The 26,691-nt window shown below is 56.5% G+C and carries 25 protein-coding genes; 11 read left to right on the forward strand and 14 right to left on the reverse strand.

All coding sequences use genetic code 11. The features are described from left to right. Entirely contained in the window at positions 1 to 1,005 is a 1,005-nt protein-coding gene (locus AAGF34_RS13590; protein WP_342616264.1) for a TRAP transporter substrate-binding protein, read from the forward strand. Between the two features lie 86 nt (positions 1,006 to 1,091). Here AAGF34_RS13590 and AAGF34_RS13595 read toward each other — a convergent pair whose 3' ends face one another. Beyond that, a complete protein-coding gene (locus tag AAGF34_RS13595) occupies positions 1,092 to 1,982 on the reverse strand; it encodes a LysR family transcriptional regulator (protein ID WP_342616265.1) in 891 nt (296 codons plus the stop codon). A gap of 99 nt (positions 1,983 to 2,081) precedes the next feature. On the opposite strand from AAGF34_RS13595, the gene AAGF34_RS13600 reads away from it, so the two are divergent. Then, positions 2,082 to 3,083 carry an NAD-dependent epimerase/dehydratase family protein gene (locus AAGF34_RS13600; protein WP_342616266.1) on the forward strand — a complete coding sequence of 334 codons (1,002 nt, stop codon included), beginning with the start codon at positions 2,082 to 2,084 and terminating at the stop codon, positions 3,081 to 3,083. Positions 3,084 to 3,140: 57 nt separating this feature from the next. Here AAGF34_RS13600 and AAGF34_RS13605 read toward each other — a convergent pair whose 3' ends face one another. Beyond that, on the reverse strand, positions 3,141 to 3,995 hold the full coding sequence (locus AAGF34_RS13605) for a LysR family transcriptional regulator (protein ID WP_342616267.1): 855 nt from the start codon (positions 3,993 to 3,995) through the stop codon (positions 3,141 to 3,143). 95 nt (positions 3,996 to 4,090) lie between these two features. On the opposite strand from AAGF34_RS13605, the gene AAGF34_RS13610 reads away from it, so the two are divergent. Next, positions 4,091 to 5,065 (forward strand): quinone oxidoreductase, encoded by a 975-nt coding sequence (locus tag AAGF34_RS13610; RefSeq protein WP_342616268.1) that lies wholly within the window; start codon positions 4,091 to 4,093, stop codon positions 5,063 to 5,065. A gap of 85 nt (positions 5,066 to 5,150) precedes the next feature. Here AAGF34_RS13610 and AAGF34_RS13615 read toward each other — a convergent pair whose 3' ends face one another. The 6 genes from AAGF34_RS13615 to AAGF34_RS13640 are packed head-to-tail and all read right to left on the reverse strand — an operon-like array spanning position 5,151 to position 11,109. Continuing rightward, a complete protein-coding gene (locus AAGF34_RS13615) occupies positions 5,151 to 5,684 on the reverse strand; it encodes an ester cyclase (RefSeq protein WP_342616269.1) in 534 nt (177 codons plus the stop codon). A gap of 35 nt (positions 5,685 to 5,719) precedes the next feature. Then, positions 5,720 to 7,159: a gamma-aminobutyraldehyde dehydrogenase gene (locus tag AAGF34_RS13620; protein ID WP_342616270.1), complete on the reverse strand. Its 1,440-nt coding sequence runs from the start codon at positions 7,157 to 7,159 to the stop codon at positions 5,720 to 5,722. Positions 7,160 to 7,189: 30 nt separating this feature from the next. Beyond that, positions 7,190 to 7,984, reverse strand: coding sequence for an ABC transporter permease (locus AAGF34_RS13625; protein WP_342616271.1), 795 nt, complete (start codon positions 7,982 to 7,984; stop codon positions 7,190 to 7,192). Further along, positions 7,974 to 8,897: an ABC transporter permease gene (locus AAGF34_RS13630; RefSeq protein ID WP_342616272.1), complete on the reverse strand. Its 924-nt coding sequence runs from the start codon at positions 8,895 to 8,897 to the stop codon at positions 7,974 to 7,976. The genes AAGF34_RS13625 and AAGF34_RS13630 overlap by 11 nt, the downstream gene beginning before the upstream one ends. 16 nt (positions 8,898 to 8,913) lie before the next feature. Continuing rightward, positions 8,914 to 9,939, reverse strand: a complete 1,026-nt coding sequence (locus AAGF34_RS13635) for an ABC transporter ATP-binding protein (RefSeq protein WP_342616273.1) — start codon at positions 9,937 to 9,939, stop codon at positions 8,914 to 8,916. A gap of 12 nt (positions 9,940 to 9,951) precedes the next feature. Further along, positions 9,952 to 11,109: an ABC transporter substrate-binding protein gene (locus tag AAGF34_RS13640; protein ID WP_342616274.1), complete on the reverse strand. Its 1,158-nt coding sequence runs from the start codon at positions 11,107 to 11,109 to the stop codon at positions 9,952 to 9,954. Positions 11,110 to 11,313: 204 nt separating this feature from the next. On the opposite strand from AAGF34_RS13640, the gene AAGF34_RS13645 reads away from it, so the two are divergent. Then, positions 11,314 to 12,243 (forward strand): LysR substrate-binding domain-containing protein, encoded by a 930-nt coding sequence (locus AAGF34_RS13645; RefSeq protein WP_342616275.1) that lies wholly within the window; start codon positions 11,314 to 11,316, stop codon positions 12,241 to 12,243. A 129-nt stretch (positions 12,244 to 12,372) separates the two neighbouring features. Here the strand turns inward: AAGF34_RS13645 and AAGF34_RS13650 are convergent, their stop codons facing one another. After that, positions 12,373 to 13,122, reverse strand: coding sequence for a response regulator transcription factor (locus AAGF34_RS13650; RefSeq protein WP_342616276.1), 750 nt, complete (start codon positions 13,120 to 13,122; stop codon positions 12,373 to 12,375). Positions 13,123 to 13,565: 443 nt separating this feature from the next. On the opposite strand from AAGF34_RS13650, the gene AAGF34_RS13655 reads away from it, so the two are divergent. The 4 genes from AAGF34_RS13655 (at position 13,566) to AAGF34_RS13670 (ending at position 16,651) form a co-directional block, all read left to right on the forward strand. Further along, the gene (locus tag AAGF34_RS13655; RefSeq protein WP_342616277.1) at positions 13,566 to 14,021 is read left to right on the forward strand and encodes a GNAT family acetyltransferase; all 456 of its coding nucleotides are present in this window, start codon (positions 13,566 to 13,568) and stop codon (positions 14,019 to 14,021) included. Between the two features lie 27 nt (positions 14,022 to 14,048). Next, positions 14,049 to 15,263 carry an MFS transporter gene (locus AAGF34_RS13660; protein ID WP_342616278.1) on the forward strand — a complete coding sequence of 405 codons (1,215 nt, stop codon included), beginning with the start codon at positions 14,049 to 14,051 and terminating at the stop codon, positions 15,261 to 15,263. Positions 15,264 to 15,436: 173 nt separating this feature from the next. Then, positions 15,437 to 16,102 carry a hypothetical protein gene (locus AAGF34_RS13665; protein ID WP_342616279.1) on the forward strand — a complete coding sequence of 222 codons (666 nt, stop codon included), beginning with the start codon at positions 15,437 to 15,439 and terminating at the stop codon, positions 16,100 to 16,102. A 204-nt stretch (positions 16,103 to 16,306) separates the two neighbouring features. Then, on the forward strand, positions 16,307 to 16,651 hold the full coding sequence (locus AAGF34_RS13670; protein WP_342616280.1) for a multidrug efflux SMR transporter: 345 nt from the start codon (positions 16,307 to 16,309) through the stop codon (positions 16,649 to 16,651). Positions 16,652 to 16,694: 43 nt separating this feature from the next. Here the strand turns inward: AAGF34_RS13670 and AAGF34_RS13675 are convergent, their stop codons facing one another. Next, positions 16,695 to 17,321 (reverse strand): glutathione S-transferase family protein, encoded by a 627-nt coding sequence (locus AAGF34_RS13675; protein WP_342616281.1) that lies wholly within the window; start codon positions 17,319 to 17,321, stop codon positions 16,695 to 16,697. 520 nt (positions 17,322 to 17,841) lie between these two features. On the opposite strand from AAGF34_RS13675, the gene AAGF34_RS13680 reads away from it, so the two are divergent. The 3 genes from AAGF34_RS13680 to AAGF34_RS13690 all read left to right on the forward strand — a co-directional run bounded on the left by AAGF34_RS13680 (position 17,842) and on the right by AAGF34_RS13690 (position 22,605). Beyond that, on the forward strand, positions 17,842 to 19,386 hold the full coding sequence (locus AAGF34_RS13680; protein ID WP_342616282.1) for a PAS domain S-box protein: 1,545 nt from the start codon (positions 17,842 to 17,844) through the stop codon (positions 19,384 to 19,386). Then, on the forward strand, positions 19,376 to 20,263 hold the full coding sequence (locus tag AAGF34_RS13685) for a response regulator (RefSeq protein WP_342616283.1): 888 nt from the start codon (positions 19,376 to 19,378) through the stop codon (positions 20,261 to 20,263). Before AAGF34_RS13680 ends, AAGF34_RS13685 begins: the two co-directional genes overlap by 11 nt. Positions 20,264 to 20,394: 131 nt before the next feature. Next, positions 20,395 to 22,605: an EAL domain-containing protein gene (locus AAGF34_RS13690; protein ID WP_342616284.1), complete on the forward strand. Its 2,211-nt coding sequence runs from the start codon at positions 20,395 to 20,397 to the stop codon at positions 22,603 to 22,605. A gap of 226 nt (positions 22,606 to 22,831) precedes the next feature. Here the strand turns inward: AAGF34_RS13690 and AAGF34_RS13695 are convergent, their stop codons facing one another. The 4 genes from AAGF34_RS13695 to AAGF34_RS13710 form a co-directional block, all read right to left on the reverse strand. Next, entirely contained in the window at positions 22,832 to 23,518 is a 687-nt protein-coding gene (locus AAGF34_RS13695; RefSeq protein WP_342616285.1) for a hypothetical protein, read from the reverse strand. 91 nt (positions 23,519 to 23,609) lie between these two features. After that, positions 23,610 to 24,032, reverse strand: a complete 423-nt coding sequence (locus tag AAGF34_RS13700; RefSeq protein ID WP_342616286.1) for a hypothetical protein — start codon at positions 24,030 to 24,032, stop codon at positions 23,610 to 23,612. Positions 24,033 to 24,142: 110 nt separating this feature from the next. Next, complete coding sequence (locus tag AAGF34_RS13705) at positions 24,143 to 24,919, reverse strand: transglutaminase domain-containing protein (RefSeq protein ID WP_342616287.1); 777 nt, start codon at positions 24,917 to 24,919, stop codon at positions 24,143 to 24,145. An 814-nt stretch (positions 24,920 to 25,733) separates the two neighbouring features. After that, complete coding sequence (locus AAGF34_RS13710) at positions 25,734 to 26,681, reverse strand: LysR family transcriptional regulator (RefSeq protein WP_342616288.1); 948 nt, start codon at positions 26,679 to 26,681, stop codon at positions 25,734 to 25,736. Positions 26,682 to 26,691 lie beyond the last annotated feature (10 nt).

The following is a 26,691-nucleotide window of genomic DNA, read 5'->3' on the forward strand; positions in this document are numbered from 1 at the left end:
ATGAAAAAAATCGCAAAACTCGTACTTGCCACAGCCATTGCCGCTTCGTGTGCAAGCGCTTTCGCCGCGGACTTCCAGACCCGCATCATCCGCTTCGGCTACGGCCTGGCGGAAGACAGCAACCAGGGGCGCGCAGTCAAGGCTTTCGCGGAAGACCTGTCCAAGCGCACCGGGGGCAAATTCAGGGCCAAGGGCTTTGCCAGCGCCAGCCTGGGCAATGACAACCAGATGCAGAACGCACTCATCGGTGGCGCCCAGGAAATGACCGTGGTGTCCACCGCCACCCTGGTCGGTATCGATGACTCGTTTGGTATCTACGACTTGCCCTTCGTATTTCGCAGCGAGCAGGAAGCCGATGCCATTCTGGACGGCGCCTTTGGCAAGAAGTTGGCTACCAAGCTGGAAGCCAAAGGCCTGATCGGCCTGGTGTACTGGGAAAACGGTTTTCGCAATCTGACCAACTCCAAGCACCCCATCACCAAGATGGAAGACATGCAGGGCATCAAGCTGCGCGTGATGCAAAACCCGGTGTACATCGACATGTTCAATGGTTTTGGTGCCAACGCCATTCCGCTGGCCTTCTCGGAACTGTTTACTGCGCTGGAATCGCACACGGTGGATGGCCAGGAAAATCCGGTCAACACCATCCAGTCGAGCAAGTTCTATGAGGTGCAGAAGTACCTCACCATCACCAAGCACGTCTACAGTCCCTGGATCGTGCTGGCCAGCAAGAAGTGGTGGGATGGCCTGAACGCTGACGAGAAGAAGGCCATCCAGGATGCGGCCATCACCTCGCGCGACTTTGAACGCAAGGACAGCCGTGAAGCCGGTGCCAAAGCACTCGATACGCTCAAGCAAAAGGGCATGCAGGTCACCTTGCTGAGCACCAAAGAGGCAGATCGCCTGCAAGACGCAGCGCGCCCGGCCATCGCCAAGTTCTCGGCCAATGGCCACGCTGAGCTGGTCAAGGAACTGCAGGCCGAGTTGGCCAAGGTTCGCAAGTAAGACGCCAAAGACTGACTTGGCTTCAACGCCAAGTCAGTTGACGGTCGCAATGTGGCTCCAGCTGGCAATACGCGCCTTAGAACAATTCAACCGGACACGTAACGTTCGATCCCCTGCAGCAGCGCGTCAAACGTAGTCTTGCAGCGTGGGGTGTGTCGCAGGTCCTCGTGCATGGTGAGCCAAGTCTCCAGTCCCAGGGACATGCTTTCGGGAAGCAGATGTACCAGCTGGGGATCGCGCGCTGCCAGTGCTACCTGGCAGATGCCGATGCCGCAGCCGGAGCGGATGAGCGCCAGTTGCGCCACGTCGCTGTCCGTACGAAAGGCAAAGGCATCTCGATGCCACACTGCAAAGCCTTTGCGGGCAGCGCGTACGAACGGCGTCTCCTCATCGAAGCCGATCAGTGCGTGTCGGGTCAGGTCGGCCAACGATTTTGGGGTGCCACGTTTGCGCAGGTATTTCTTGTGGGCGTGCAGACCCAGATTGACTTGCCCCACGCGCCTGGCAATGAGCTGTTGTTGTTTGGGCTGGGTCATGCGGATGGCAATGTCTGCCTCGCGCTTGAGCAGATCCTGCACGCGGTTGCTCAGCATCAGCTCCACCTTCAGGCCCGGGTGTTCGCTCTGCAGTTGGGCCAGAATGGGCGGCAGCACTTCCACGCCCATCACTTCGCTGGCTGTTACGCGCACCGTGCCCTGTATGCCTTCGCCTTGACCCTCCGCCGCCCGTTTGAGTGCGGCTGCCGAACTTCGCATGGTCTGTGCAAAGGGGGCCAGCGACTGCGCCGCTTCAGTGGGCAGCAGTCCCAGCTGGGAACGGGTGAACAGCGTGACGCCCAACGACCTCTCCAGGGCGGCAATGTGGCGTCCGACAGTAGGCTGCGCAATTCCCATGGCACGGGCGGCGCCCGAGAGGGAACCTTCTGTCAGCACACTTAGAAACGAACGGTAGAGTTCCCAGCCGATGTCGTTGGTCATACATAAATGTATAGCGACTATCACAAGTTAGTCAATTGATTGTGAACTCCGTTGGATTCAGACTCCGTCCATTGCAAATCACTTTGATGGAGTAACGATATGAGCGACAACACGGCGTTGGTCTTGGGAGCAACAGGCGGCATCGGGGGCGAAGTGGCACGGCAGCTGCGCGATGCGGGTTGGAAAGTCCGCGCACTGCACCGCGGAGGAACACAGGCTTTGGCGTTACGCGACGGTATGGAGTGGGGGCGCGGAGACGCCATGGTCCGCGCTGATGTCATGGCTGCAGCACAAGGCTGCTCGGTCATCGTGCACGCCGTCAACCCGCCGGGCTATCGCCGTTGGGCCGAGCTGGTCCTGCCCATGGTGGACAACACCATCGCCGCTGCGTGTGCCCAGGGTGCCACCATCGTATTGCCTGGAACGGTGTACAACTACGGCCCCAGCGCTTTCCTCACATTGCGGGAAGACTCGGTGCAGGAGCCTCTCACCCGCAAAGGAGCCATTCGTGTTCAGCTGGAACAGCGCCTGCGCCAGGCCAGCAGCCGGGGCTGCAAAGTCATTGTGGTGCGCGCCGGGGATTTCTTTGGTCCCAGGCCAGGCAACAACTGGTTCTCGCAGGGGCTGGTCAAACCGGGGCAGCCGGTCAAATCCATCAGCCTGCCAGGCGCTCCCGGCGTGGGGCACCAATGGTCCTACCTGCCCGACGTGGCCCGCACCATGCTGGAACTGGTGCAAAGGCGAGACACACTGGAGCCCTTCGCGACCTTCCACATGGCCGGTCATTGGGATGCCGATGGGCGCCAGATGGCCGAAGCGATTACCCGGGTCGTCGTGCGCCGAGGCAGCGCCAAACCCTCCATGGGCGCGTTTCCCTGGTGGCTGATCGCGCTGGCGGCACCGTTCGTAACCACATTGCGCGAATTGCGTGAAATGCGCTACTTGTGGAAGACGCCTGTGCGCATGGACAACGCGAGGCTGGTGGCTGCGCTGGGACGTGAACCCCATACGCCCTTGGACGAAGCCGTGGAGGCTGCGCTGGTGGGCATGGGCTGTTTGGTGAGCGCGACAAGTAGCGCAGCTGCTACTGTCGCGTCTTGATTTTGTCGACTTGTGCAGGCCGTTCAGGACGGCATGCATGTTCTCTCCGCATCGTGATCAGTCCAGCTGATGTGCTGCCTTCAATGCATCGACCACGGCACGCACCGCTGGTGCCGTCCGAACATCCGTGTGGACGACCAGCCAGATCTCACGCTTCAACGCTGGGGTATGGTCATCAGCCAGGACCAGGCCCGCTTCGTTGTTCACCACAAAGTCCGGGAGCAGTGCCACGCCTGCGCCCGCACGTGCGGCCGACAATTGAATCTCGACGGTGTTCGTCAAGAAGCGCATGGGCCGTCCTTCCCGCAGAAGGTTGAGGTGTCGGGACTGCGGGGCATCCCTCATCAACTCGTCCCCATAACCGATGAAACTCCAGTTGGCGGGACTGGTCGTGGCCAAGTACTGCGGACTTGCGTAGAGACGAAAGGCGATCTTTCCCAGCCGAACGATGGACAGATTGCCGTCGCGTGGACGGTCAAGCCGCACTGCGAGATCCGCTTCGCGTCGTTCCAGCGATGCCTTGCGCACTTCGCCAATCATCTCTATCGTGAGGTCTGGTTGTTCCCGCTGCAGGCGCGCGAGCGGCTCGATAAGCGCCGCTGCGGCATAGGCGGGGGGAGCGCTCAAGGTGACCGTTCCGGCAACGCCCTGGCGGCTGGATGCAGCCAAACGCTCTGCCGCCATGGCCTCACGCTCCATGCGATCGGCGATGGCCGCAAGGCGGTCGCCTTCGGCGGTGAGCAACAGTTTGCGCCCCCGACGATCCACAACACGAACACCCAGTTCGGCCTCCAGCGCGGCGATGCGGCGGGCAACAGTGGCATGTTCCACGCTGAGCAGTCGTGCCGCGGCAGACAGGGACCCACCCTTGGCCAATGCCGACAGATGGCGCAGGTTCTCCCAGTCCAACATGTTAATTTTCTCCCATTGAATGCTTGCTATTTGATCTTTTTATCACGGAAGAGGAGGGCTAAGCTTCGCCGTCTTTCTTTCTAGGAGTTTCTTTCATGGACATCCGGATTACCGTCCCCCAACCCGGCGACGCTACCGCGTTGCAGGCTGTTCCCCATGTACCGGAGAGCCCGGGCCCAGACGCTGTGCGCATTCGCCATCTGGCCATAGACGTGAATTTCATCGACATCTACCAGCGTAGCGGCTTGTATCCGTTGTCGGCGCCGCATGTGCCTGGGGTTGCTGCCGCTGGGGTGATTGAGGCTGTCGGATCCGGGGTCGACGGGCTACGGGTTGGAGAATACGTTGTTTACGGCGGGCCTCCGGTTGGTGCCTATGCGAGCACGCGTCTGTTGCCAGCACACATGGCCATTCCCGTGCCCGAAGGCATGCCGATGACTACTGCCGCAACTTCATTCTTCAAGGCGCTGACGGCGCACATGCTGTTGACCCGCGTGTTCCCGGTCGGGCCAGGTAGGGTGCTGCTTGTTCATGCCGCGGCGGGTGGATTGGGGCAGGTGCTCGTGCGTTGGGCGAAACATCTTGGCGCCCAGGTGATTGGAACGACTGGAAGCGATGCAAAAGCCGAAATCGCGCGCAGCGCTGGTGCCGACCATGTAATCGTGGGGCGCGATGCCGACGTGGCCAGCGCGGTTGCCACCATAACTGCAGGACGGGGCGTGGACTACGCCATCGATGGCATCGGCGGCCAGACTCTGGTGCGGACATTGGCATGCGTCCGCAAGTTTGGCGTTGTTGCCAGCATTGGCCAGGCGGGAGGTGCCATCCCTGCCCTGCCAGTAGAGGCCTTGGGGCCGACCAGGTCACTGTCGCTGGCGCGTCCCAGTGTAATGGCCTATGCCAGCGATAAGACGAGCTATCGCGTTGGCGCCGAAGCTGCATTGCACATGATTGCGTCCGGAGTGGCGACCGCACATGCCGAGCGCTCTTTTGCTCTGGCCGATGCGGCATCTGCGCACGTCCTGTTGGAGTCCGGGCAATCGGCAGGTGGGTTGTTGTTGATTCCCTGAGTGTTTGACAAGCCACAACCAATGCAGGAACAACTACTTGTTTCTGCATTGGTTACATCGGGGGCGGAAATATTCCTTTGCGTAGTTACTGAGCAGGTGCAGCTTCTGCCGCGGCAGGTGCCGGGCAGGTGGGTTGCAGACCCAATTGGTCGCGCAACGTCTTGGCGTCGTAGAAGTCGCCTTGGTACGCAATCTTGCCAGCTTTGGTGTGAATCATGGAGACGCCATGCAGTTCCAGTGGCTTGCCAGTGGGCTTCTCGCACTCAAATGGAATGCCCGTATTGGTACCCGTAAAGACCCAGCGGAAGGCAATGGAGTCTCCTTGCACGATCGGCTTGCCCTCCATCTTCCACTGCAGGTTCGGCAGCGCCATGATGAAGAACTTGATCACGTTGTCACGTGCAGTCACGATGCCGAACTGCGGTGTGCCCACGGTGGCGTCGAAATACTCCACGTCGTAGTCAAGGCTGAGTGCCGCCTCGTTGTAGTTGTGCGCGTTCCATGCCGCCATGTATTTCTGCACGATCTTGAGTGGATCGGCGTGTGCAACGCTGAAGGCGGCCAGCAGGGCAGGTAGCAATGCGATGCGGGCCATGTGAAATATGCGATTCAAAGTCATGTTGTCTCCTGGTTGAAAAAGTGGGGATTGGCGATTCAGTGCTTGACCATGATGTGGCGTGCGCAGCTGTAGTCCTCGAGTGCGTAGACTGACATGTCCTTGCCGTAGCCGGAGTGCTTCATGCCACCGTGCGGCATTTCCGACGCCAACATGAAATGGGTGTTGACCCAGGTGCAGCCATATTGCAGACGCGATGCAATCTGCATCGCCTGGCCCACGTCGCGAGTCCAGACCGAGCTAGCCAGTCCGTATTCGGAGTCATTGGCCCAGGTGATGGCCTGGTCGGCATCCTTGACCCGGGTGACGGACACCACCGGGCCAAACACTTCGCTGCGTACGATTTCGTCGTCCTGCTGCGCACCGGCCACGACGGTGGGTTTGTAGAAGAAGCCCTTGCTGCCCCAGGTGCTGCCGCCGGTGGTGATTTCCACATGCGCCAACTGGCTGGCGCGATCCACAAAGCTGGCAACGCGGTCCCGTTGACGCGCCGAAATCAGCGGTCCCATCTCCACGCCCGGCTCCTGCTGCAGCCCCAGCTTGATGTCGGACACAGCCGAACTGAGGTCTGCCACCAGGCGCTCATAGATCTTTTCGCCGGCATAGATGCGGCATGCTGCCGTGCAGTCCTGGCCGGCGTTGTAGTAGCCAAAGGTACGTATGCCTTCGACCACACTGCCCAGATCGGCGTCGTCCAGCACGATCACGGGCGCCTTGCCGCCCAACTCCAGATGCGTGCGCTTGATGCCCCGGGCCGCAGCTTCCATGATCTTGCTGCCTGTGGATACGTCACCCGTCAGCGATGCCATGCGCACGCGCGGGTCGCGGATCAGCGGCGCACCCACGGTGTCGCCACGCCCGGCCACCACGTTGACCACGCCAGGTGGCAGGATGTTGGCCAGCAGTTCGCCCAGGCGCAGGGTGGAAAGCGGCGTGTTTTCGGAGGGTTTGAGCACTACCGTGTTGCCCATCGCGATGGCCGGACCCAGCTTCCAGGCGGCCATCATCAGCGGGTAGTTCCAGGGGGCAATCGAGGCCACCACGCCCAGCGGGTCACGCCGGATCATGCTGGTATGGCCTGCCAGATATTCGCCGCTGAGACTGCCCATGAGGTTGCGGATGGCGCCAGCAAAGAAGCGGTAGACGTCGGCGATGGCCGGAATTTCGTCGTTGCGCGCTGCCGCCAGTGGTTTGCCGCAATTCAGTGACTCCAGCATGGCGAATTCATCACCATGGGTTTCGATGGCGTCGGCAATTTTCAACAAATAGGCACTGCGGTCCTTTGGAGTAAGTGCGGCCCATGCGGGAAAGGCCTGACTGGCCGCATCCACCGCCTGACGCAGCTGGTCGGCGCTAGCCTCCCGCACTTCGCACAGCAGTTCGCCAGTGGATGGATTGAGCACCTGCTCGACGCGGCCTTCGCCGGTCAAAGTGGTGCCATTGATCATGAGTTGGGTAGGAAAACGTTGTGCGGCCATGGTAATGAGGTGGAGCAGTGGAACAAGGGATTAGCGGGAATGCGGCGGTGTTTCAGAATCGCGCGTCAGGCGCCATGCCAGCAGAATGAGGGGCATGGTGATCAACATCACGATGAGGGCGACCACATTGGTGATGGCCACTTCACGTGGACGGCTGAGCTGGTTGAGCAGCCACAACGGCAGGGTCTTTTCACTGCCTGCGGTGAAGGTAGTGACGATCAGCTCGTCTACCGACAGTGCAAAGGCCAGGATGCCGCCAGCCAGCAGGGCTGTACCTAACTGGGGCAGCACGATGTATCGCAAGGTGGTCAGCGTGTCGGCACCAAGATCCATGGACGCCTCCATCAGACGCGCGGGCATGCGGCGCAGCCGGGCCACCACGTTGTTGTGCACGATGACGACGCAGAAAGTGGCATGGCCTATGGCGATGGTCCAGAACCCCGGGTTGAAGTCCATGAGCTTGAATGCAGCCAGCAACGCAATGCCCGTCACGATGCCGGGCAGTGCAATCGGCATGATCAGGAGCGTGGTGAAAGCTTCCTTGCCCACAAATCGGTCGCGGTTGAGGGCCGCGGCAGTCAGCGTGCCCAGGACCATGGCAATGGCAGTGGCGACTGCAGCCACCGACAACGACAGCGTGATGGCCTCACGGATGTCGGTGCGTTCCCAAGCCCGGATGAACCAGCGCAGGGTCAAGCCTGTGAGGGGAAAGCTGTAGCCGCTGTCGGCGCTGTTGAAGGCATACAGCGCAATGAACAGCAACGGCAGGTGCAGGAAGGCCAGTCCACCGTAGGCAGCAAAGCGCAGCAGGGTTTTAGAGGGCATCGAAGGCTCCCAAGCGGCGCGCCAGTGACAGATAGAGTGTGATCAACACTATGGGCACACAGGTGAACGCCGCGGCCATGGGCAGATTGCCGATGGTTCCCTGCAACGTATAGACCATGTTGCCGATGAACAGTCCTGACGGGCCAATGAGTTGGGGAATGATGTAGTCACCCAGTGTCAGAGAGAACGTGAAGATGGAGCCCGCAGCAACACCGGGGAATGCCAGTGGCCACAGTACGGTGCGGAAGGTCTGCCAGGGTCGGGCACCCAGGTCGCTGGATGCCAGCAAAAGGTTGGCCGGCACCCGCTCAATTGCCGCCTGAATGGGCAGCACCATGAACGGCAGCCAGATGTAGGTGAAGACCAGAAAGCGTCCCAACTGCGAGGTGGCCAGCGTATCGCCGCCAATAACGGGAATACGCAACACGGCTTCGAGCAAACCCAGCAGCCCTAGCTGGTTCAGGACCCAGTAAATCACACCGCCCTTGGCCAGCAGCACTGTCCATGCATAGGCTTTGACGATGTAGCTGGCCCACATGGGCAACATCACGCCAACGTAGAAAAAGCCCTTTTCTGCCGGGCTCGCGTAATGCGCCATGTAGTAGGCCATGGGAAATCCCAGCGCTGCAGTGCCCAGCGTGACGGCGATGGACATCCCCAGTGTGCGCAAGACGATGTCCAGGTTTGCCGCGTCAAGCAGGTTGACGAAGTTGGCGGTTGTCAGTTCCGGCACCACGGCCATGGCCATGTCGTCGAACGTAAAAATGCTCTGGCTCAGCAGCGTCAGCAGTGAGCCCACGTAGACCACGCCGAACCACAGCAACGGTGGAGTGATCAGCAGCAGCAGAGTCAGTGAACGCCGCTGGTAGAGCAGGTTGGAGATGCTGCGACGAAGGCCTGTCTGAGCGGCCATGGCGGAGAGGGCCAGTTCAGGCATCGAGCTTCACCATGTGTTCCGGCGCCCAGCTCATATGCACGCGTTGCCCGGCCTGGGTGTGCGCCGCCAGCGCGCTGGCAGCCTCACCTTCGGCCTGCAAAGTTGTCAGAATCTGATTGCCAACCTGCACTTCGATGCGCTGTTGCGCACCCAGAAACTGGATAGCCAGCACCTCGCCTTCGACTTGCAGGTGTCCCGCAGGCACGGTCATTGCGCTGCTGGCGATGGAGATGTTCTCCTGCCGAACCGCGAAGGCCTGGCTCTGGCCCGTAATGGTCTTTGCCAACGGGCTGTCAATGACGTTGGAGCTACCCACAAAGTCCGCCACGAATCGCGTGCGCGGGCGATGGTAGAGCTCGCGCGGTGTGGCAATCTGTTCGATGTGACCATGGTTGAAGACGGCAATGCGATCCGACATGGACAGTGCCTCACCCTGGTCATGTGTGACGTAGATAAAGGTGATGCCCAGTTTGCGATGCAGTACCTTGAGCTCAACCTGCATTTGCTCGCGCAGTTTGAGGTCCAGCGCCCCCAGTGGCTCATCCAGCAACAGAATGCGCGGGCGATTGACCAAAGCACGCGCCAGTGCCACACGCTGGCGTTGACCGCCGGAGAGTTGCCCCGGCGTGCGCTGCCCATGATCGGGCAGGGCCACCAAGGCCAGCGCCTCGCGCGCCAGTGCGTAGCGTTCGGTTTTGCCCATCTTGCGCACCATGAGCCCATAGGCCACGTTGTCCAGCACATTCATGTGCGGGAACAAAGCGTAATCCTGGAACACGGTGTTCACATCACGGGCATAGGGTGGGGTGCCGGACGCTTCCTGCCCCATCAGCTGCAAGCTGCCACTGCTGGGCTGCTCGAAGCCCGCCATCAGGCGCAGGGAAGTGGTCTTGCCGGAACCCGATGGTCCCAGCATGGAAAAAAACTCCCCTTCCTGGACCGCGAAACTCACGCGATCCAGGGCCCTGACGTCACCGTAGTGGCGCGATACGTCCTTGAACTCGATAGCGACCGGCATGTTTCCCTTTGCTCAGCGTCCGCCCATGATGGCGATGTAGTCCATGGTCCATTTGGGATACGGCACGCACTTACCCTGGGTGGTGCACTGGGCCTGGGGTGTCTTCCAGAACTTGACCTGGGTGAAGCGGTCATAGCCGTTGTCCTTGCAGAAGTCGCTTCCACCCGGGGCCTTGGCCTTGCAGGCGGCGGCCCGCACGGGGTTGGCGCCGAACCACTCTGCCAAAGGCGCCTGCAGGCCGTCGCTGCGCGAATGTTCCATCCACTGGTAGGCGCAGTTCACGTTCTTGGCGGATGCATGGAGCATGGTGGTGTCCGCCCAGCCGGTTACACCCTCCTTGGGGATGGTGGATGCGATGGGCTGTGGCGGCTTTTCGCCAGCCAAGGTGTTGACCTGGTAGCCCCAGGATCCGGAGGCAACCACACCTTCGTTCTTGAAGTCGTTCATCTGCACCGTGGAGTCATGCCAGTAGCGGTGGGTCAGCTTTTTCTGGGCGCGCAGCAGTTCCAGCACGGCGGCATATTGTTTGTCGTTGAGCTCATAGGGGTCCTTGATGCCCAGCTCCGGCTTTTTGGTCATCAGGTACAGCGCAGCATCCGCGATGTAGATGGCGCCGTCATAGGCCTGCACGCGCCCTTTGTTGGACTTGCCATCGGGCAGCTTTTGTTCTTCAAACACCACCGACCAGGAGTCAGGTGCCTTGGGGAAGACCTTGGTGTTGTACATCAGCACGTTGGGGCCCCATTGGTAGGGTACGCCGTAGTGTTTGCCATCTACCGTGTGCCAGCTCGCATTCTGCAGGCGGGCATCGATATTCTTGTAGCTGGGAACCAGGGCCGGGTTGATCTCCTGCACCAGCTTGGATGCGATGAGGCGCAGGCTGGCATCGCCCGAAGCAGTCACTAGGTCGTAGCCGCCCTGTTTCATCAGCGACACCATTTCGTCGGAGGTTGCGGCGGTCTTCACGTTGACTTTGCATCCGGTCTGCTTTTCGAAACCGGTTACCCAGTCGTATGCCTTGTCCGTCTCGCCGCGCTCTACGTAGCCGGCCCACGCGATGATGTTGAGTTGGCCTTCGCCTTTGCCGATGGCTGTTGGCGGGGCAGCGATGCTGGATGCGGCTACAGCGACGGCCAGCATGCCGGTAGCTAGTGCGCGGGTATGGGGCATTTGGGATCTCCAGGTGGTAAACGGAGCCTGCATCTTAGGTAGCGCCTTACGCCACTGCCACACCGCCTGGGCAATACAATCCATCGGTAAAACAGAAACCTCGTACCAATTTCAGTAAAATTAATGGTTAACCCTAGGCTTCTTGATGGTGCCTTGCAGGGTTTACCCCCCTGAATGGGCCAAAACGGTGCCCAGTTTGGCGATATGAGCACTTCTTTCAAGAGCATTCGGTATTTCATAGCGGTGGCCGAATCCGGCTCCATATCGGCGGCAATCCATGAATTGGGCGTATCCCAGTCCGTGGTGTCCCAGGCCATAGCCCAAATTGAGGCCGACCTGGGCACCTTGCTGTTCGATCGGCGTGCCCGAGGTATGTCACTGACCCATGCGGGTCACCAGTTTCTGCGCCACGCCCATCAAATTGAAGTGGCCATGCGCAACGCCAGGGACGCGCTAGCGTCGCGGCCACACACGGTGACTGGTAGTCTCAATATCGGTGTCACCAGCCTGATGGTGGGCTATTACCTGCCGTTTCTGCTGGACCGATTCAAACGCGTGTTTCCCCGTATCCATGTGCAGATCACCGAAGACCGGAGGGACTATCTGGAGCACCTGCTGGTCAGTGGGGAGCTGGATGTGGCGTTGATCGTGGTGTCGCAACTGCAGAACTACCGAGCGTTGGAGACGGAAACCATTCTGCGTTCGGGATGGCGTGTGTGGTGCCCGGTCAATCACCGGCTTGCAGGAGAAGAAAAGGTGGAGGCGGTGGAGCTGGCGCGGCAACCGCTGGTATTGCTGCAAGTGGATGAGCTGGGTGATGCCGCGACTGCGCTGTGGAACGCTGCGGGTGATGATCTGAACGTGCTGATCCGCACGTCATCCGTGGAAGCGGTACGCAGTCTGGTGGCAACGGGGGCGGGATGCTCCGTGTTGCCAGATATGCTGTACCGGCCCTGGTCTTTGGAAGGAGACCGCATAGAAGCCCGCCCGCTGGCCCGCCCGCTGCCGCATCTGGAGGTGGGCCTCGCATGGCGCAAGGGCGCGGTTCAGCCCGAAGCCCTGAGCAACTTTCTCACCGCCGTGCGGCCCACATTGGACGGACACATGCTGGCCGGCGGAGTTCATCACCGCTGAGGAGATTGCGTTTGGCGCTCGGTGGCCAAACTGGCTTGTCATGTCCTTTGTCCACAGGGTAAGCAATGCCACCCACCCTGTGATGGTGATGCACTTGGCTTTCGGGCGCTGTCGGACTACCCGCTGTTGCTAACACTGCCCGTACACTGATTTGGCGTCAAACATATAGCCCACACCGCGTATGGTCTTGATCAATTTCCCGCTTTCGGGGGCGCAGGCCAGCTTTTGACGCAGGCGGGAGACCAGCAGATCGATGTTGCGTTCGTCGGCACCACCGTCATCGTTGCGTACGCATCGGATCAACTGTTCACGATGGAACGCCTTGTGGGGTGCATGCAAGAAGGTGCACATCAGGCGGAATTCCGCCTTGGACAACGCCAAGACCATTCCTTCGGGGGTGTAAAGGCAACGGTTGCTGCAGTGCAATTCCCATCCGTCGAAACAGACGACGCCATCGCTCGTCGTGCTTGCATGCAGTTCCTCCGGCATGGCATGTCGACGCATGACAGACTTTATGCGTGACACCAGCTCACGCGGTTCAAAGGGTTTGATCATGTAGTCGTCAGCACCGCTCTCCAATCCCACGATGCGGTCATATGGGCTGCTACGGGCGGTTAGCATGATGATGGCCAAATTGGATTGGCGGTATAGCTCGCGTGCCAGGAACAAGCCATCAACGCCGTTCGGCAAGGTCAAATCCAGCACGACGAGATGAATGGTGTTTCTTGCCAGCTGCCGATACATCTCCGTGTCGTCCTTGGCACAGTGCACACCATAACCATATCGGGTCAAGTAATCGGACAGCAACTGTCTAATTTCTTCATCATCGTCAACAATCAGGATTTGCAGCATATATAGCCAATATTTCGCTAACTTCATCTTCTAATCCAGATGATTCTCTACGCAATACTTGGCTATATAAATTTCCTAAAGCAATAGAAGATGGGGGAAAAGGTGCCATTTCCTGCTTTAAGAAATTTATCTCGAAAGGCCTAGTGCTCCATGCTGATCTTGGGCATTGATGGTTTCGGGACACCATTTTGGTGATCTGCAGGCATGTATTTCTCTGAGTCAATGGAGAGACGACACATTCAAGGTCGTAGCTAGCTTTGTGTGTCGTCTATATAGTCAGTTTCTTGAGCGAGACTATGGCACAGCTGAACGCTTCAGGAGCTTCTTGTAGTACATGACGACAAGAGGCAACCTGCCGACTCTGAGATACTTATATGCGACTTGCAAAGAAAACCATTTGGACAACTTGGTTTGCCATCATTCTTTCAATGCGTTTTCACGCCACTTGCCCAACATCTTAAGGAGCGACGATGACGGAGATTCGTGAGTACAAGGACTCAACTGACCGCATGCAAATCATTGAACTCTGGCGCACTGTCTTTGGTTACGAAACTGCGCACAACGAACCCACCCTGACGATCGCCAAAAAGATCGCAAACAGGGATGGATTGTTTTTTGTTGCGACGGAGGGCACGGGGGTCATTGGTACCGTCATGGCAGGCTACGACGGGCATAGGGGATGGCTCTACGCCGTTGCTGTACATCCTGAGCGGCAACGGTCTGGGTTGGGGCGCAGACTAGTGCAAACTGCCGAAGCTGCCCTTATTGCAGCCGGCTGCATGAAAGTGAACCTTCAGCTGCTTGCTTCGAACGAAGCAACCGCGGCTTTCTACAAGTCGCTTGGCTATGTTATCGAGCCGCGTGTGAGCATGGGCAGGATTTTGCATGTCAATGTCCCGCCCACCAATTTAGCGTCTCAACTCTGAGTCAGCTGGCTTCCGAGTGGTGCCCTGATGAGTCTCTATCAAGAGCGCAATTTCAGGCTGTACTCGATCGCCTCCATAACGTCTTGGCTTTGCTTTTTTGTGCAGGGCCTCGCGGTATCCTGGTTGACATGGAAGCTCTCCCATTCTGCAGGTACGCTCGGTCTGGTCAGTTTCTTGAGTGTTGTTCCCTATTTCATCTTTGGGCCATGGGCCAGTGTTTTGGCCGACCGGCACAGTCGGCTCAAGATACTGCTTGTTGCATATTTTCTGGCGTTCGTTCAGGGAATGGCGCTTGCAGTGACGTCGTACTTTGAAGTGCTCAACGTTCCCATGCTGGCCGCGCTTACATTTGCGGAAGGGGCAATTCTCGCCTTCAGTGTGCCCGCCAGTTACGGACTGCTCCCTCGTGCGGTGAGCCGAGAGAACCTGTCCGCGGCGATTGCGTTCAGCTCTTCATATCGGACACTAGCCATGTTCTTGGGACCTGCACTGGCGGGTGTTCTGCTTGCGAAGTTCCCAGTCTCCATCTCTTTTCTGGTCAACGCGCTTGCATATCTGCTGTTCTTGGTTGTCCTTGCGAAGATGCGACTCACGAGCCCGGTGGCGCCTGTCGCAAGTTCTGGAACCAGCGTTCTGGGCGACTACCTGGACGGCTTGAGATATGCGATGAAGCATCCAATGGTCGGTCTCCTGCTTTTACTTACATTTTTCAATGATGGTCTGCGTGGACTCACCGGCAAACTGATGCCGGTTTTCGCCGACAGGATATTCCCCACTGCCGCATCCAGTGGCTTGGCGCTGCTAGCAGGAGTGACTGGCGTTGGTGCGGCGCTGGCCTCTATTGCGTTGTCGAGAAGTCGTTCGCACCAAAAGAGCTGGTACATCATCCAGCTGGGCTTTGCATTTGCTGTTGTTACCACCATAAGCTTTGTGGCAACCAATAGCATTTGGCAAGCAACCATCAGCAGACTGGTGTTTGGGATAGCAGCTGAATCCACATTGACGTCTACGCTCATCCTTCTTCAAAGCAATCTGGACGACCGATTCCGAAGCAGGGTTATGGGCAACGCATTCCTGGTTTCGCAAGCTGCATCCTTGGCGCTGATTGGTGTGGGGCCAATGTCGGCGTTAATAGGACTTAATCAAGTAATCTATTGTTTTTGCACGCTGGCCACCGTTGCACTCTTCGCATTCTGGTATTCGTTTGGACGCTGGTCTCACATTACGACAAATTGGAATTAGTCGTTACGCATATGAATTGGGAGTTGTGCGAGTTCAAGAGTCGCTTCGCAATGTTTTCGGACTCCAGTACGATGCCACTGAAAATTTTTTGGCGATTGCGGTAACTGAGAACCTTTGCTTGCCCGATCGTTGCATCTAATTGCACCCTGAATTCAACACAAAAGGAGATGGCGATGACACACATGAGATGGCCTACCGTTGCAGATATGGAAGCGATGGTGCCTGCGCCGCAGGGCTACAGCCTTGAGTTTCTTCACCGTAAGGACATTCTCACCATCATCGAATTAATCAAGTCATGGCATCCCTCAGTGTCTGTTGGAGCTTCCGCTCCGTATTCACGAGAGGCCTTCTATCTTAAGGAAGTGTCCCTACGTGGAGAATCAGAAACTGACGTCGCGGTATGCGTTATCAGAAAGGGCGAGGAGGTGATCGGGATGTCAGCCAATGCGAGAGACCAGGATACCCTGACGATTCAGAACCGTTTGACCGTCATCTGTCCTGCGCACCGGAAAGGCGGTGTGTTTCACTGGCTCTTCCAACTTCTAGAACCAGTCGGCAGGGCAATGGGTTGTGAGTATTCCTACGCAATGGTTACATTGCACTATCCACCCGTCCAAATGCTCTGTGAGCAATTTGGCTACCAGTTAGCCGGCATCGTGCCCGGGTTTGACAGGGAACTTGTCGCACCGGGCGTTGTTAAGCGGGTGTACGAGGCCCTTTACGCAAAGCCGCTTGTTGCTGAGGCCGAATTGCTGTTCCCGGACAAAAGACAGCTCCTTCCAAAGGTTGCTGCATTATTGGATCAGCTTTATCCTGTCGCTGCAAAACAGCAGTCCTGAAATCGGCGTGCGTTCGGACGCACACAACATTCCTCAGACGGTAATTGCGGTACCTAACGTTGGCCAATTCCGACCGGTCGCGACTGGTAAATTTGGACCGGAAGCGGTCCTTTTGTGCGCTCCAAAGCGGACCTCTACGCATCTAAGTAACTGTGTAAAGTCCAGCGTCGGCAGTGCCATTTGGTTCCTATGTGGAGATGTAATGTGTTTACGGTTTCTTCGCCAGCGCTTGCGTGGGTCGTTATATTTTTTTCTGGTTCACTTGAAATAGTGTTTTCTATTTCGATGAAGTTCTCGGATGGCTACAGTCGCCCGTTTTACAGCGCTGTATCCGTCTGTTCAGCAGTTTTAAGCGTTTGGCTTGTGAGCACTACGCTTGAGATTCTTCCAATTGGAACTGCCTATGCAGTTTGGGCGGGTATTGGAGCTGCTGGAACGGCGCTTATAGGTGTGCTTTGGCTGGGCGAGCCTGCAACACTTATGCGCTTTATCTGTATCGGCGCGGTAGTGGCAGGCATAGTTGGCTTGCAGCTTATTGGGACAGCGTAGAGCACGCTCATTGCCTCTATTGCTGAGAAAAAAACTGAGACCGCTATCGCGGCATCTTCTCGAAGTCGCTCAATGCGGCAGCTTGGAAGGCGAGCAGGGTTTCACAGTGTTCGGCCAGGGTGATCAGTGCAGCGTGTGCGGTGGGTGACAACACTTGGTCCATCCGATCTCGCATGTACCAGATCAGCGTGGTGATCATGACATCGGCATGGGTGAGCGTTGCCCCGCAGGCATAGGGTGTGGCAAGGCGCCGTGTCAGTTCATCGAGGCCAGCGCGGGCCTGTCCAAGGCAACGGTCAAGCCAGTCGGCGCTTCGATGTTCGGTGGAATGGAAATGCCTCTCATAGACCACAGCCGCGATCTTTTCGAGGGTGCCTTGTGCCAATGCCGTCATTTGGAGGACGCGTCGGCGTGTGGGGCCGGAGGCGGGAATCAGCGCCGCATCGCCCACCTGTTCGTCGAGATGATCAAGGATGGCGGCGCTGTCGATCAGCACCTCGCCATCGTCAAGGACGAGGGCTGGAATGCGGGTTAAGGGACTGATCTTTCCCACTGCCGCCGCATCGCCAAAAATTGAGCGGGTGTCGCGAGTGAAGGGTATGCGGTAGTGATGCAGCGCAATAGCGACGCGGCGGGTGACGGGGCTGTCATATTGGCCGACGAGGATCATGGACGGTTCCCTATGTATTGGAATTTCAAATGCGATTTTCAAGGAGCCCTGAATGTATCCGGTGACGCACAAAAACCATTCTGCGCAACAGCCATTACGCGCAAGCTTGATCTGTGAGCGTGCAAGAAAGTGGGTGAATTTGCCGACTTGCAATAGTCGTTGACCGATGTCAGTAGGGTGGGCAAAGCTGCCATTTTGCGATTTGTCACGTATGTTGGGTCTTGGCCTACTCCTGGATTGGAGACCCCTAGTAGGTTTGCTCCGCAGTTGCCTTTCATACCGGCAAGGACTGGGCCAGAAAACAGTCATTCCGATTTGCCAAATTGAGAATTTTTTCACAATATGCAATGTAGTTCCAATGTTAAATGGAACCTGATCAACTTTTGCTTTGAGTCGCGCCAACTCCCTTAGTTCCTGAGCGAAGTTAGGTTTAAATGGTATCTAAAACAAAATTTTGACGTTTTTGCTTACTGAGTAGTGGTTCAGAAGACTCATGACGGCGCGAGAATTTGGAGACACGTTGGAATACGCATACACCCCTGCAGCTCGTGACGAAAATGAGGACGAGCGACTGAAGGCTCTGCGCAGCCTTGATGTACTTGACTCCGAACCCGAGGCGGAATTTGACGCCTTGGTAAGGGTGGCATCCTTGATTTGCGAAGTTCCTGTGTCGCTTATTAGTTTGGTGGATTCGCAACGCCAATGGTTTAAAGCAGAGGTAGGGTTGCCAGGCGTGTCTCAAACGTCGCGCGACATTGCATTCTGTGCTCATGCCATCCTTGGAGACGATATTTTCGAGGTAGAGGATGCGGCCCAAGACGGTAGATTTGCCCACAATCCTTTGGTGGAGGCAAGCCCTCATATCCGCTTTTACGCCGGGTGTCCTATACGGTTGAGCAGTGGATTCAATGTGGGAACATTGTGTGTAATTGATCAAAAGCCAAATAAGCTGACTTCAACGCAGCGCGAGGTATTAAGCCAACTGGCAGTAGCTGCAAGTCGAGCACTTGAAGGGAGGCGATCCCATCTTGAGCTAAAGCGCCAACAAGATGAACGTCACAACATGTATGAGTCAACACCGGCCATGTTGTACTCCATCGAGCCGAACGGAACAATCGCTTCAATCAACAGCGCATTTGCGAGTAGATTGGGATTTCGCTGTGAAGAAATGTTGGGAGCGAAGCTTTCTGAATTCATGACGCCTGAATCAGCGAAATTCGGGCTTGAGGTTGGACTACCTCGGTTGCTATCACAGGGCCTTGTTAAGGAAGTTCCATATCAATTTGTTACCCGTCAGGGAGAGGTGGTTGACACCCTGGTGTCTGCTGTTCTCCAGCGTGATGCCACAGGTGTGCCAATTTACAGCCTTTCCACGGTAGAAGATGTTACCCAGCGATTAAAGGTTGAGCGCGAGCTGCACCTGGAGCGTCGACACTTAGAGAACATCATCAAGGGAACCAATGCAGGAACCTGGGAGTTAGACCTTGTAACTGGAGAAGACAAGGTCAATGAGCTTTACGCACAGATGCTTGGCTACGATGTCCCAACGATAGTTGCAAAAATCGCAGGACGTTTCCAGAACATTGTTCATTCCGAAGACCGAGAGCAAGTGGAAGCACATTGGGAGTCCCACATCAATGGTTTGACGGACGCTTACGAGGCGGAGTTTCGTGTACAGCATCGTAGTGGTCACTGGATCTGGATACTGAGTCGTGGACGAGTCGGCGAGCGTGATGAAGGCGGTAAGGCGCTCAATATTTCTGGCATTCATCTAGACATTTCTGCTCGTCGTAATGCGATTGACGTTGCAAATCGTGCTTTGCATGATTTGCAGAATACGTTAAATGCCATTCCTTCTATGGTTGGTTATTGGGATAAAGAATTAAAAAATCGATTCGCAAACAACGCATATGCGGATTGGTTTGGTGTAGACCCTAGCCAGATTCAGGGAATGCACATTTCTCAAGTTCTTGGGCCTGAACTGTATGCGTTGAACTTACCCCGATTGGAGGCAGACCTTGAACGGGGTTCTTGTCAAACCCTTCACCACGTCAATGTTGGTTGAAGAGGTGGTAGAGGCATCTTCAGAAAAATCTACCTTGCTTAGGTCGACTAACGGACGAAGCAGCTTGAGACAATTGGCGGGAATGCGCATTCTGGTGGTAGAGGACAACTTGATCAATCAGCAGGTTGCCGATGAGTTGTTAACGGCTGAAGGTGCGATCGTATCGCTGGCGGCGAATGGACAACTTGCTGTTGAGGCTGTTGCCTCTGCAGCACCTCAGTTTGATGCGATTCTGATGGACATCCAGATGCCCGTACTTGATGGCTATTCTGCGACAAAGATAATTCGTGAAGAATTGGAACTTAAGGAGTTGCCCATCATTGCGATGTCCGCCAACGTAATGGCATCTGATCGTGAAGCATGCCTTGCAGCTGGCATGAATGACCACGTTGGTAAACCCTTTGACATCAGCAATTTGGTTTCGATACTCATTCGCAACGATAAACATCGCTCCGCTGAAAATGAATGGATTGATCCACGCCCAACCGCTGATCAGAGGCTGGTGCTTGAAGATATACCAGGTCTGGATATGCGATTGGCTCTAGGAAGAATGTCTGGCAATCGGGCCCTTTACACACGAACTGCACAGGACTTCATAAGGATCTTGGATAGTCTGATCCCCGAGTTGAAGCAAAAGCATTCTTCCGGAGATAGCCAGCAAGTAATTATGCGACTCCATACCCTTAAAGGTAATGCAGGAACGCTTGGGGCGAGCCAGCTTGCGGCACAAGCTGCTGAGCTTGAAATTCAATACAAGTCGAATAACTGGATACCGGACTTCGGCGGACGCATGGATGAATTGGCGCCTGTTATCAAGACCACTAAGGCCAAGTTGTTGGACGCCATTCATAGTCTGTTGTCACCGAATGCACCTTAACGTGAGACGTCACTGAAGCTATTGCAACAGAGTTTAAGAGTGTAATTTGCACCATAATAAGCACGCGCCCTACCGCCATCTGGCAACGGATTGGCCACTTACCCATTCTTTGCAATGCAAACCTGAACCCAGTGAGCCAAGCCCTACAAACTTCCAACCAAAACCTGCTAGATCGGTTCTACAAGATCTATTTTTCGATCGTCTCGTTTTTGCTGGTGGTGGGTGTTCCCTTTGTCTTTCACAGGAAGCTGGTTACTGCGATAGCGCTCTCCATCTTGCTGGTGCTGGTGTACCAAGGGTGGCGGATGAACCTGCGTGGTCAGACACAAAAGTCGTTGTGTATCTTTGCCACCGGCATATGGGTCGTCATGATCGGGCTGATGTTTGGCGGCCTGCCGCCACCCTCGGCCGGGGCCGTGGTGATGGTGATGATGTTGGCTATCGTGGTGCACTTACGCGCGGCCATCCTGTTCAGCGTGGGTTATATGCTGGCCTGGCTGCTCTATCTGGGCCTGCGCGCGGCGGAGATTTTGCCCGCGCCATATTTCCCGGGCACACCCATAACGGCCTGGTCTATTGGTGCTGTGTCGCTGGGCTTGGTGCTGCTGCCTGTGCCCGACCTGGTCAAGAAGCTGCGACGTGCCACCTTTTTGCAGCAGGCCGTGATCGAGGCCGCCACCGATGGCATTCTGGCGATTGGCCCCAGCGGAGATGTCGAGACCTATAACCAGCACTTTGTGGACCTGTGGAGCCTGCACTCGGCCGACCTGGACAGCTGCAGCTGTGAAGAGGTTCTGGCCCACATAGCTGAGCAGCTGGTCGATCCACCGGCCTTTTGGCATAGGCTAGAAGCCCTGTACGCGCAGCCCGAGAACAGCAGCTTTGACACCCTGCGCTGCAGCAACGGCCGACTGTTGGAACTGCGTTCCACCCCTCAGCGCATGGATGGGCAAAGCCGTGGCCGGGTCTGGAGCTTTCGCGATGTCACCGAAAGGGAAAGCACGCACGCAGAGATCCAGCGTCTGGCCTTTCATGACGCCCTCACCCAGCTGCCCAACCGGCGTCTGCTGACCGAACGGTTAATCAAGATCCGAGCGATCGAAGAGCGCCACCATATTTACGGCGCACTGCTTCTGATTGACTTGGACCACTTCAAGATCCTGAACGACACCCTGGGCCATGACAAGGGCGACTTGCTGCTGCAGCAGGTCGCGCAGCGACTGACCGCCTGTGTGCGCGCTCGAGACTTGGTGGCGCGCTTGGGCGGTGACGAATTTGTGGTCATGCTCGACGGCCTGAGCGAGCAACCTGAAAGCGCAGCAGCGCAAGCAGAAACCGTGGGTGAGAAAATCCTCACCGCGCTGAACCAACCCTACCAATTGGTCGACCGTGCCTTCAGCAGCACGCCCAGCATTGGCGTGGCGCTGTTTAACGGCCCGCATTTGTCCAACGACGAATTGCTCAAACAAGCCGACTTAGCCATGTACCAAGCCAAGGTCGCTGGGCGCAACACCATGCGCTTTTTCGACCCTGAAATGCAGGCAATTGTGACTGGCCGCGCGCTATTAGAGGATGACCTGCGCGAGGCCCTGAAGCAATCTCAGTTTATGCTGTACTACCAACCGTTAGTGGCCGGTTACGGCCGACTGACCGGTGTGGAGGCCTTGGTGCGTTGGCAACATCCAGAGCGCGGCCTGGTGTCACCAGGAGAGTTCATCCCCCTAGCCGAAGAAATTGGATTGATCCTACCGCTGGGCTTTTGGGTGCTGGAAATCGCCTGTGCCCAGTTGGCGCAATGGGCCAAGCGGCCTGACATGGCCCATCTGACCATTGCCGTGAATGTCAGCGCCAAGCAGATGCACCTGCTGGATTTTGTAGATCGTGTGCTAGGTGTGGTGGCTCGCACCGGGGCCAACCCGCAGCGGCTAAAACTAGAGCTGACCGAAAGCCTGCTGGTCGCCAATGTGGAATCCACCATTGGCAAGATGACCCAGCTCAAAGCCCATGGCATAGGCTTTTCGCTGGACGACTTTGGTACTGGCTATTCCTCGCTCTCCTACCTCAAGCGACTGCCACTGGATCAGATGAAAATCGATCAAAGCTTTGTGCACGACATTTTGACCGACCCGAATGACGCCGCCATTGCCCGCATGGTGGTTGCCTTGGCGCAAAGCATGGGGCTGAATGTCATTGCTGAGGGTGTGGAGCAAGAAGCACAGCGCGTGCTTCTTGCGCAAATGGGCTGCCACGCCTACCAAGGCTATTTGTTCTGCCGGCCACTGCCGCTGCCCGCCCTGGAGGCCTTTGCTCAAAACAACCTGACTGCAACCAGCACCGTATGAAATAGCACCCGCTCTTGCTGGCGGTCACTTCGCACCGCATGGGCCTGGCGATAAGCATTGACTGCGATCGCGGTGAACCAGCGGCACACCTTCAACGTATGCCGCGCTGCGCGGCTGCCTCAGAACCCAGGCGGAGCCGATGCTTATCCACTTTGGTGATTAAGTTCAGCTCCATGGCTGGCAATGACTTGGACAGATCGATGTGGCAAATGCTTTCGCGACGCATTTACTTCTGAAAGAGGTGCCAAAGCAAATCCACACCCTGGGCCAGTGACCCATCGTCGATGTTGCGCCAGCCCCCCTGGGCTGAGCGGGTTCTTTGTTGCAATTCATCAAGCCACTTCTGACGCTCCGACAGCAGCAAAGCATCTACCACGACGGACTGATCCAAGTCATGTTGAGCGCTGGCAGACTGATCCAGTGTGGCGAGCGCCTTCTCCAGCGCTTGGGGATCCAGTACGACGATGGGGGCATGGCAGTAGCTGCATACCGAGTCCTTACGGATGTCCACAGTGGCTCCACATCCCGAGCACGTGACACTGCCAATCATGGCTGCGAGGTCTACTCTCTCCTGCCCCGTGAGCTGCCTCACAAAGCCCTTTTCAACGAGGAACGCAGAAAACGCCGTGAATCGGCCATGCTGGTTCGGACAATGAAAGTACGTAAACCGCCCAGCCCTGCACAGGTCTGAAGTGGGTAAGAGGCTGCTTTCACAACGCGGGCAACTCAGTTTGGCTTTCCAGGGCTGTCCTGGTCCTTGGCCCTTTGAGTGAATCAGCCGAAAGAGTTCTAAAGTCTCCTTGGCACCGAGCTGCTGGCTCTCATGCTTGTCAAACCACATGCTCTGGCAGGTAAAGCACACATCCAGCGCCATCTCCTGGCCCAGCTTGCTCATGAAAGCAAAGCTATCCATAGGGGTGCTGCAGCTCGAACACGTGAGAGTTTTTAGGAGTGTCAGGTCCCTTTAAAGGTTGGCGGTTGTAACGAGTGGCTGCTTTCGCGGCTCAGGCGTCAACTGTTCTTGATGCACCAGCAGCTTCGATATGGGCATCTTTGGCCAACGATGTTAAGCATGCAAGCTGCCAAGAAAATTCGGTTTCAAAAGCTTCCCGATCGGCAACTGCAGCATAGCCACCAGAAGCATAGACAGACGCATACGCACAATACTGCGCCGCTTCCAATGCCCTTCCCGCGACTGCCCTCGATACGCCATAACTGGCAGAGACAGCAGCGTGGCCGCAACCGTCAATGGACTTTGATCCTCGATGGCGGTTTGCTAACAGCGCCGCATCTTCAGTCGCCTTGGCCAGGCTCCCTGAACTGGCATTACCAGCTACATATCGCTCAAGCATTCTTAAGCATTCAATAACTTCCGGTTCTTCGAGGAGATGCTCAATGCGTTTGGCACAAGCTAATGAAAATTTCAATGCTAGCTCCCTGGAATCGGGTGCCGAAAGCTGCAGAGTTGATGCAAGGTGAGCAAGTTTAGAGTTCACATAACCTCCGTCAATTTAAGCTGATTTTCGACCGAAATCTATCATCGGCTAACGCTGACTTGCCATGGTGGGATGGCGCTCGAAGCCGGTTCTGCCTCGGGGTTCATTGCGATGTGATCAGTCAATGCAAAATCTGCTTCAGTCATCACTTGATCCCTCGTCCTGGATTGCCGCCAAGAATCCCATGGTGAGGTCTCGCGGTGATTGACGGATAGGTGATCGCGATAGACATTCACACGCACAAACCACAGTCCTGTCGCATCACCATGCCCGCACACGGAAGGATCAATGTGACCGCTTCTGCAGGATCCCCACGCCTCGCCGGCTGTCATGAACCGGTTCAGTGGAATATCACATGCGTCGAAGTCAATCTTGGCGTAGAAAGAGCGTTGCCTCTCGTCGATTTGCGGATCGATCCGGACCCACCGGCCTTCGGACACCGACCAATACTCACATATCCAGTGGTCCGACCAAGGGACCCCAAAAAAGTAATCAACGAACCCGCATCTAACGCGCGCCGCAATACCTTTGACCCGAAGAAATCCACACATCATTAGCGCGAAATCGCGGCAAGTACCAATGGAACGTTCTCTCGGACCGCGGGGAATGTCTAGTCGGCGTGGGTCCATCTCTTGTATTTGCTGCAACCTTGCCGCCAGCGGCATGGTATCTCGTGAAAACACGGCCGGAGCCTCGACTACACCGTAGACGGCAAGTAGCTCTCCATGAATCAGCAGTCCTTGGACGACTGCGCACAAGGGTTGGATGCCGTCCGGCAGTTGAGCGATCAATGCCTCTATCTCTTTTGGGTCGGTCATGGGACCGTGCATGAGCCATCGTCCGTGATTTGCCATTTAGTAAATACTCCCTTGAAATCTGCGCACGTCAAGATCGTCGCCGACATATTCACGCAATATTCTCGCCTTTATGCACTCGAATGCCAACCGAGTTGAAGAGCACTTTGTGCCCAGGATTGAGGGCTACTTGGTCTTCAGGCATCCGGTTGTACGTATGACGATGACATCTGCTGCCGTGGTGCCACGCTATGCAAGCCCCGCGCGCCAAGAGTAGCCACGAAATTCCACCAGTGAATTCCGACCAAAGTGGATGTGACCGCCCCAACAGAATTGCCACATGACAGACGTTGATTGCATCTAAGTTGGAATTCGAATGGCAGCTTTCGGGATCCAGCTTTGTGTGGACCTCTGACCGCCATGGGCACGAAGGAGTCGACGATAATTTCTGCTGTGGAGACAATTGGCGTCAGACATATCCGCTGCCCCAAACCGGCCATTGGGGAATGACTGGACCTGGCCCACAACAGGCGTTGCCGATCTGCGGTAAACATTTGCAGATGTCGTTGTTTTTACGACTTTAATTAATCCATCCCCAAAATCCAACACCCCGCAAACCCACATAAATCCTAGAGACGTGTTTATGGCTTTATTTGCACGGAATAAAAACTATTCCGAGCAATTGAAGTCGAAAACAATTTTTTTGCGCATCCGAAGCTTTGCACGAGCTTGATCAAAGACCGTTCCTGCGAGCCTTCAAATTGATCAACCCGTTAGCCGACACTGACGGAAGTTGGCAGTGTGCCCAAAACGGTCACGACCAAAGATGAAATCTGTGTCAGAGACCAGTTATTGGAGGAGAATGCGCAGCCTCATTCATCGTGGCCACATTCCGGACGTACTGAATGAAAAATTCGACGAAGGCACGTGTGCGCAACGGTAGAAATCGCCTGCTGGGCAGGGTGGCAACAAGTCTCAAATCTTCTACGCTGACCCATGGCGCAAGTACACGGCGCAGTTGTCCTCCATGAGGGCGGGCGGTTAAAGCAAGTTCGGGCATCAAGGTAAGGCCTGCGCCTGCCAAAGTGGCTTGATACGCTGTTTCGTCGTCATTCGAAATGACAGACCAAACTGGCTTGACCTCGACTCTGCGATCACTTTCCTCAGGGTTCACAAGGTTGACCGCATGCATCCGTGTGCCAGGGATGTGCAAGCGCACCATGTGATGCTCGGAGAGGTCTTCCGGCACTGTCGGAACACCATGAACCTGAAGGTAGTGTATGGAGGCGCAGAGAACGTAGTTCATATTGAGCACTGGGCGCACGATGACGTCGGCATCAAGGTGATCGTCTTGTCTCACGATGGACAGGTCGAACTGGTGCAACTGCGGCGCCGGGTGATCGGTGGTGTGTATCTCGACTTGCACGTCGGGATGCACCTTCTGAAATTCGGCAACGCATGGCGCCAACAGATTCACTGCCACCAGCGACGTAGTGGCCACACGCAGGTTGCCCGATATTTCACTGGAATGAGCCCGTGCCTCTTCGGCCGCCTCCTCGATTTCGGAGAGGATCAAACGCAGACGTGATAGGTAGGCCTCGCCCGCTTGGGTGAGCGACATCCTTCTCGTCGTACGATGCAAAAGACGAACGCCGAGAGATTGTTCAAGGTCCTGAATCAACCGGGTGACAATCGTCGGCGTGAGATCCATCTTGCGCGCGGCTGCAGAAAAGCCGCCTTCGTCCACCACGCACTGAAAGACGCGCATCGATTGAAGGTGGTCCATGATAATTTCC

The sequence above is a fragment of the Rhodoferax sp. GW822-FHT02A01 genome, from assembly GCF_038784515.1.
In the GTDB taxonomy this organism is placed as follows: Bacteria; Pseudomonadota; Gammaproteobacteria; order Burkholderiales; family Burkholderiaceae_C; genus Allorhodoferax.

What these genes read in the sequence shown, in the direction of transcription:
- AAGF34_RS13590 (WP_342616264.1), top strand. Translation starts at nt 1, where the DNA reads ATGAAAAAAATCGCAAAACTCGTACTTGCCACAGCCATTGCCGCTTCG.
- AAGF34_RS13595 (WP_342616265.1), bottom strand. Translation starts at nt 1,982, where the DNA reads ATGACCAACGACATCGGCTGGGAACTCTACCGTTCGTTTCTAAGTGTG.
- AAGF34_RS13600 (WP_342616266.1), top strand. Translation starts at nt 2,082, where the DNA reads ATGAGCGACAACACGGCGTTGGTCTTGGGAGCAACAGGCGGCATCGGG.
- AAGF34_RS13605 (WP_342616267.1), bottom strand. Translation starts at nt 3,995, where the DNA reads ATGTTGGACTGGGAGAACCTGCGCCATCTGTCGGCATTGGCCAAGGGT.
- AAGF34_RS13610 (WP_342616268.1), top strand. Translation starts at nt 4,091, where the DNA reads ATGGACATCCGGATTACCGTCCCCCAACCCGGCGACGCTACCGCGTTG.
- AAGF34_RS13615 (WP_342616269.1), bottom strand. Translation starts at nt 5,684, where the DNA reads ATGACTTTGAATCGCATATTTCACATGGCCCGCATCGCATTGCTACCT.
- AAGF34_RS13620 (WP_342616270.1), bottom strand. Translation starts at nt 7,159, where the DNA reads ATGGCCGCACAACGTTTTCCTACCCAACTCATGATCAATGGCACCACT.
- AAGF34_RS13625 (WP_342616271.1), bottom strand. Translation starts at nt 7,984, where the DNA reads ATGCCCTCTAAAACCCTGCTGCGCTTTGCTGCCTACGGTGGACTGGCC.
- AAGF34_RS13630 (WP_342616272.1), bottom strand. Translation starts at nt 8,897, where the DNA reads ATGGCCGCTCAGACAGGCCTTCGTCGCAGCATCTCCAACCTGCTCTAC.
- AAGF34_RS13635 (WP_342616273.1), bottom strand. Translation starts at nt 9,939, where the DNA reads ATGCCGGTCGCTATCGAGTTCAAGGACGTATCGCGCCACTACGGTGAC.
- AAGF34_RS13640 (WP_342616274.1), bottom strand. Translation starts at nt 11,109, where the DNA reads ATGCCCCATACCCGCGCACTAGCTACCGGCATGCTGGCCGTCGCTGTA.
- AAGF34_RS13645 (WP_342616275.1), top strand. Translation starts at nt 11,314, where the DNA reads ATGAGCACTTCTTTCAAGAGCATTCGGTATTTCATAGCGGTGGCCGAA.
- AAGF34_RS13650 (WP_342616276.1), bottom strand. Translation starts at nt 13,122, where the DNA reads ATGAAGTTAGCGAAATATTGGCTATATATGCTGCAAATCCTGATTGTT.
- AAGF34_RS13655 (WP_342616277.1), top strand. Translation starts at nt 13,566, where the DNA reads ATGACGGAGATTCGTGAGTACAAGGACTCAACTGACCGCATGCAAATC.
- AAGF34_RS13660 (WP_342616278.1), top strand. Translation starts at nt 14,049, where the DNA reads ATGAGTCTCTATCAAGAGCGCAATTTCAGGCTGTACTCGATCGCCTCC.
- AAGF34_RS13665 (WP_342616279.1), top strand. Translation starts at nt 15,437, where the DNA reads ATGACACACATGAGATGGCCTACCGTTGCAGATATGGAAGCGATGGTG.
- AAGF34_RS13675 (WP_342616281.1), bottom strand. Translation starts at nt 17,321, where the DNA reads ATGATCCTCGTCGGCCAATATGACAGCCCCGTCACCCGCCGCGTCGCT.
- AAGF34_RS13685 (WP_342616283.1), top strand. Translation starts at nt 19,376, where the DNA reads ATGTTGGTTGAAGAGGTGGTAGAGGCATCTTCAGAAAAATCTACCTTG.
- AAGF34_RS13695 (WP_342616285.1), bottom strand. Translation starts at nt 23,518, where the DNA reads ATGGATAGCTTTGCTTTCATGAGCAAGCTGGGCCAGGAGATGGCGCTG.
- AAGF34_RS13705 (WP_342616287.1), bottom strand. Translation starts at nt 24,919, where the DNA reads ATGACCGACCCAAAAGAGATAGAGGCATTGATCGCTCAACTGCCGGAC.
- AAGF34_RS13710 (WP_342616288.1), bottom strand. Translation starts at nt 26,681, where the DNA reads ATGGACCACCTTCAATCGATGCGCGTCTTTCAGTGCGTGGTGGACGAA.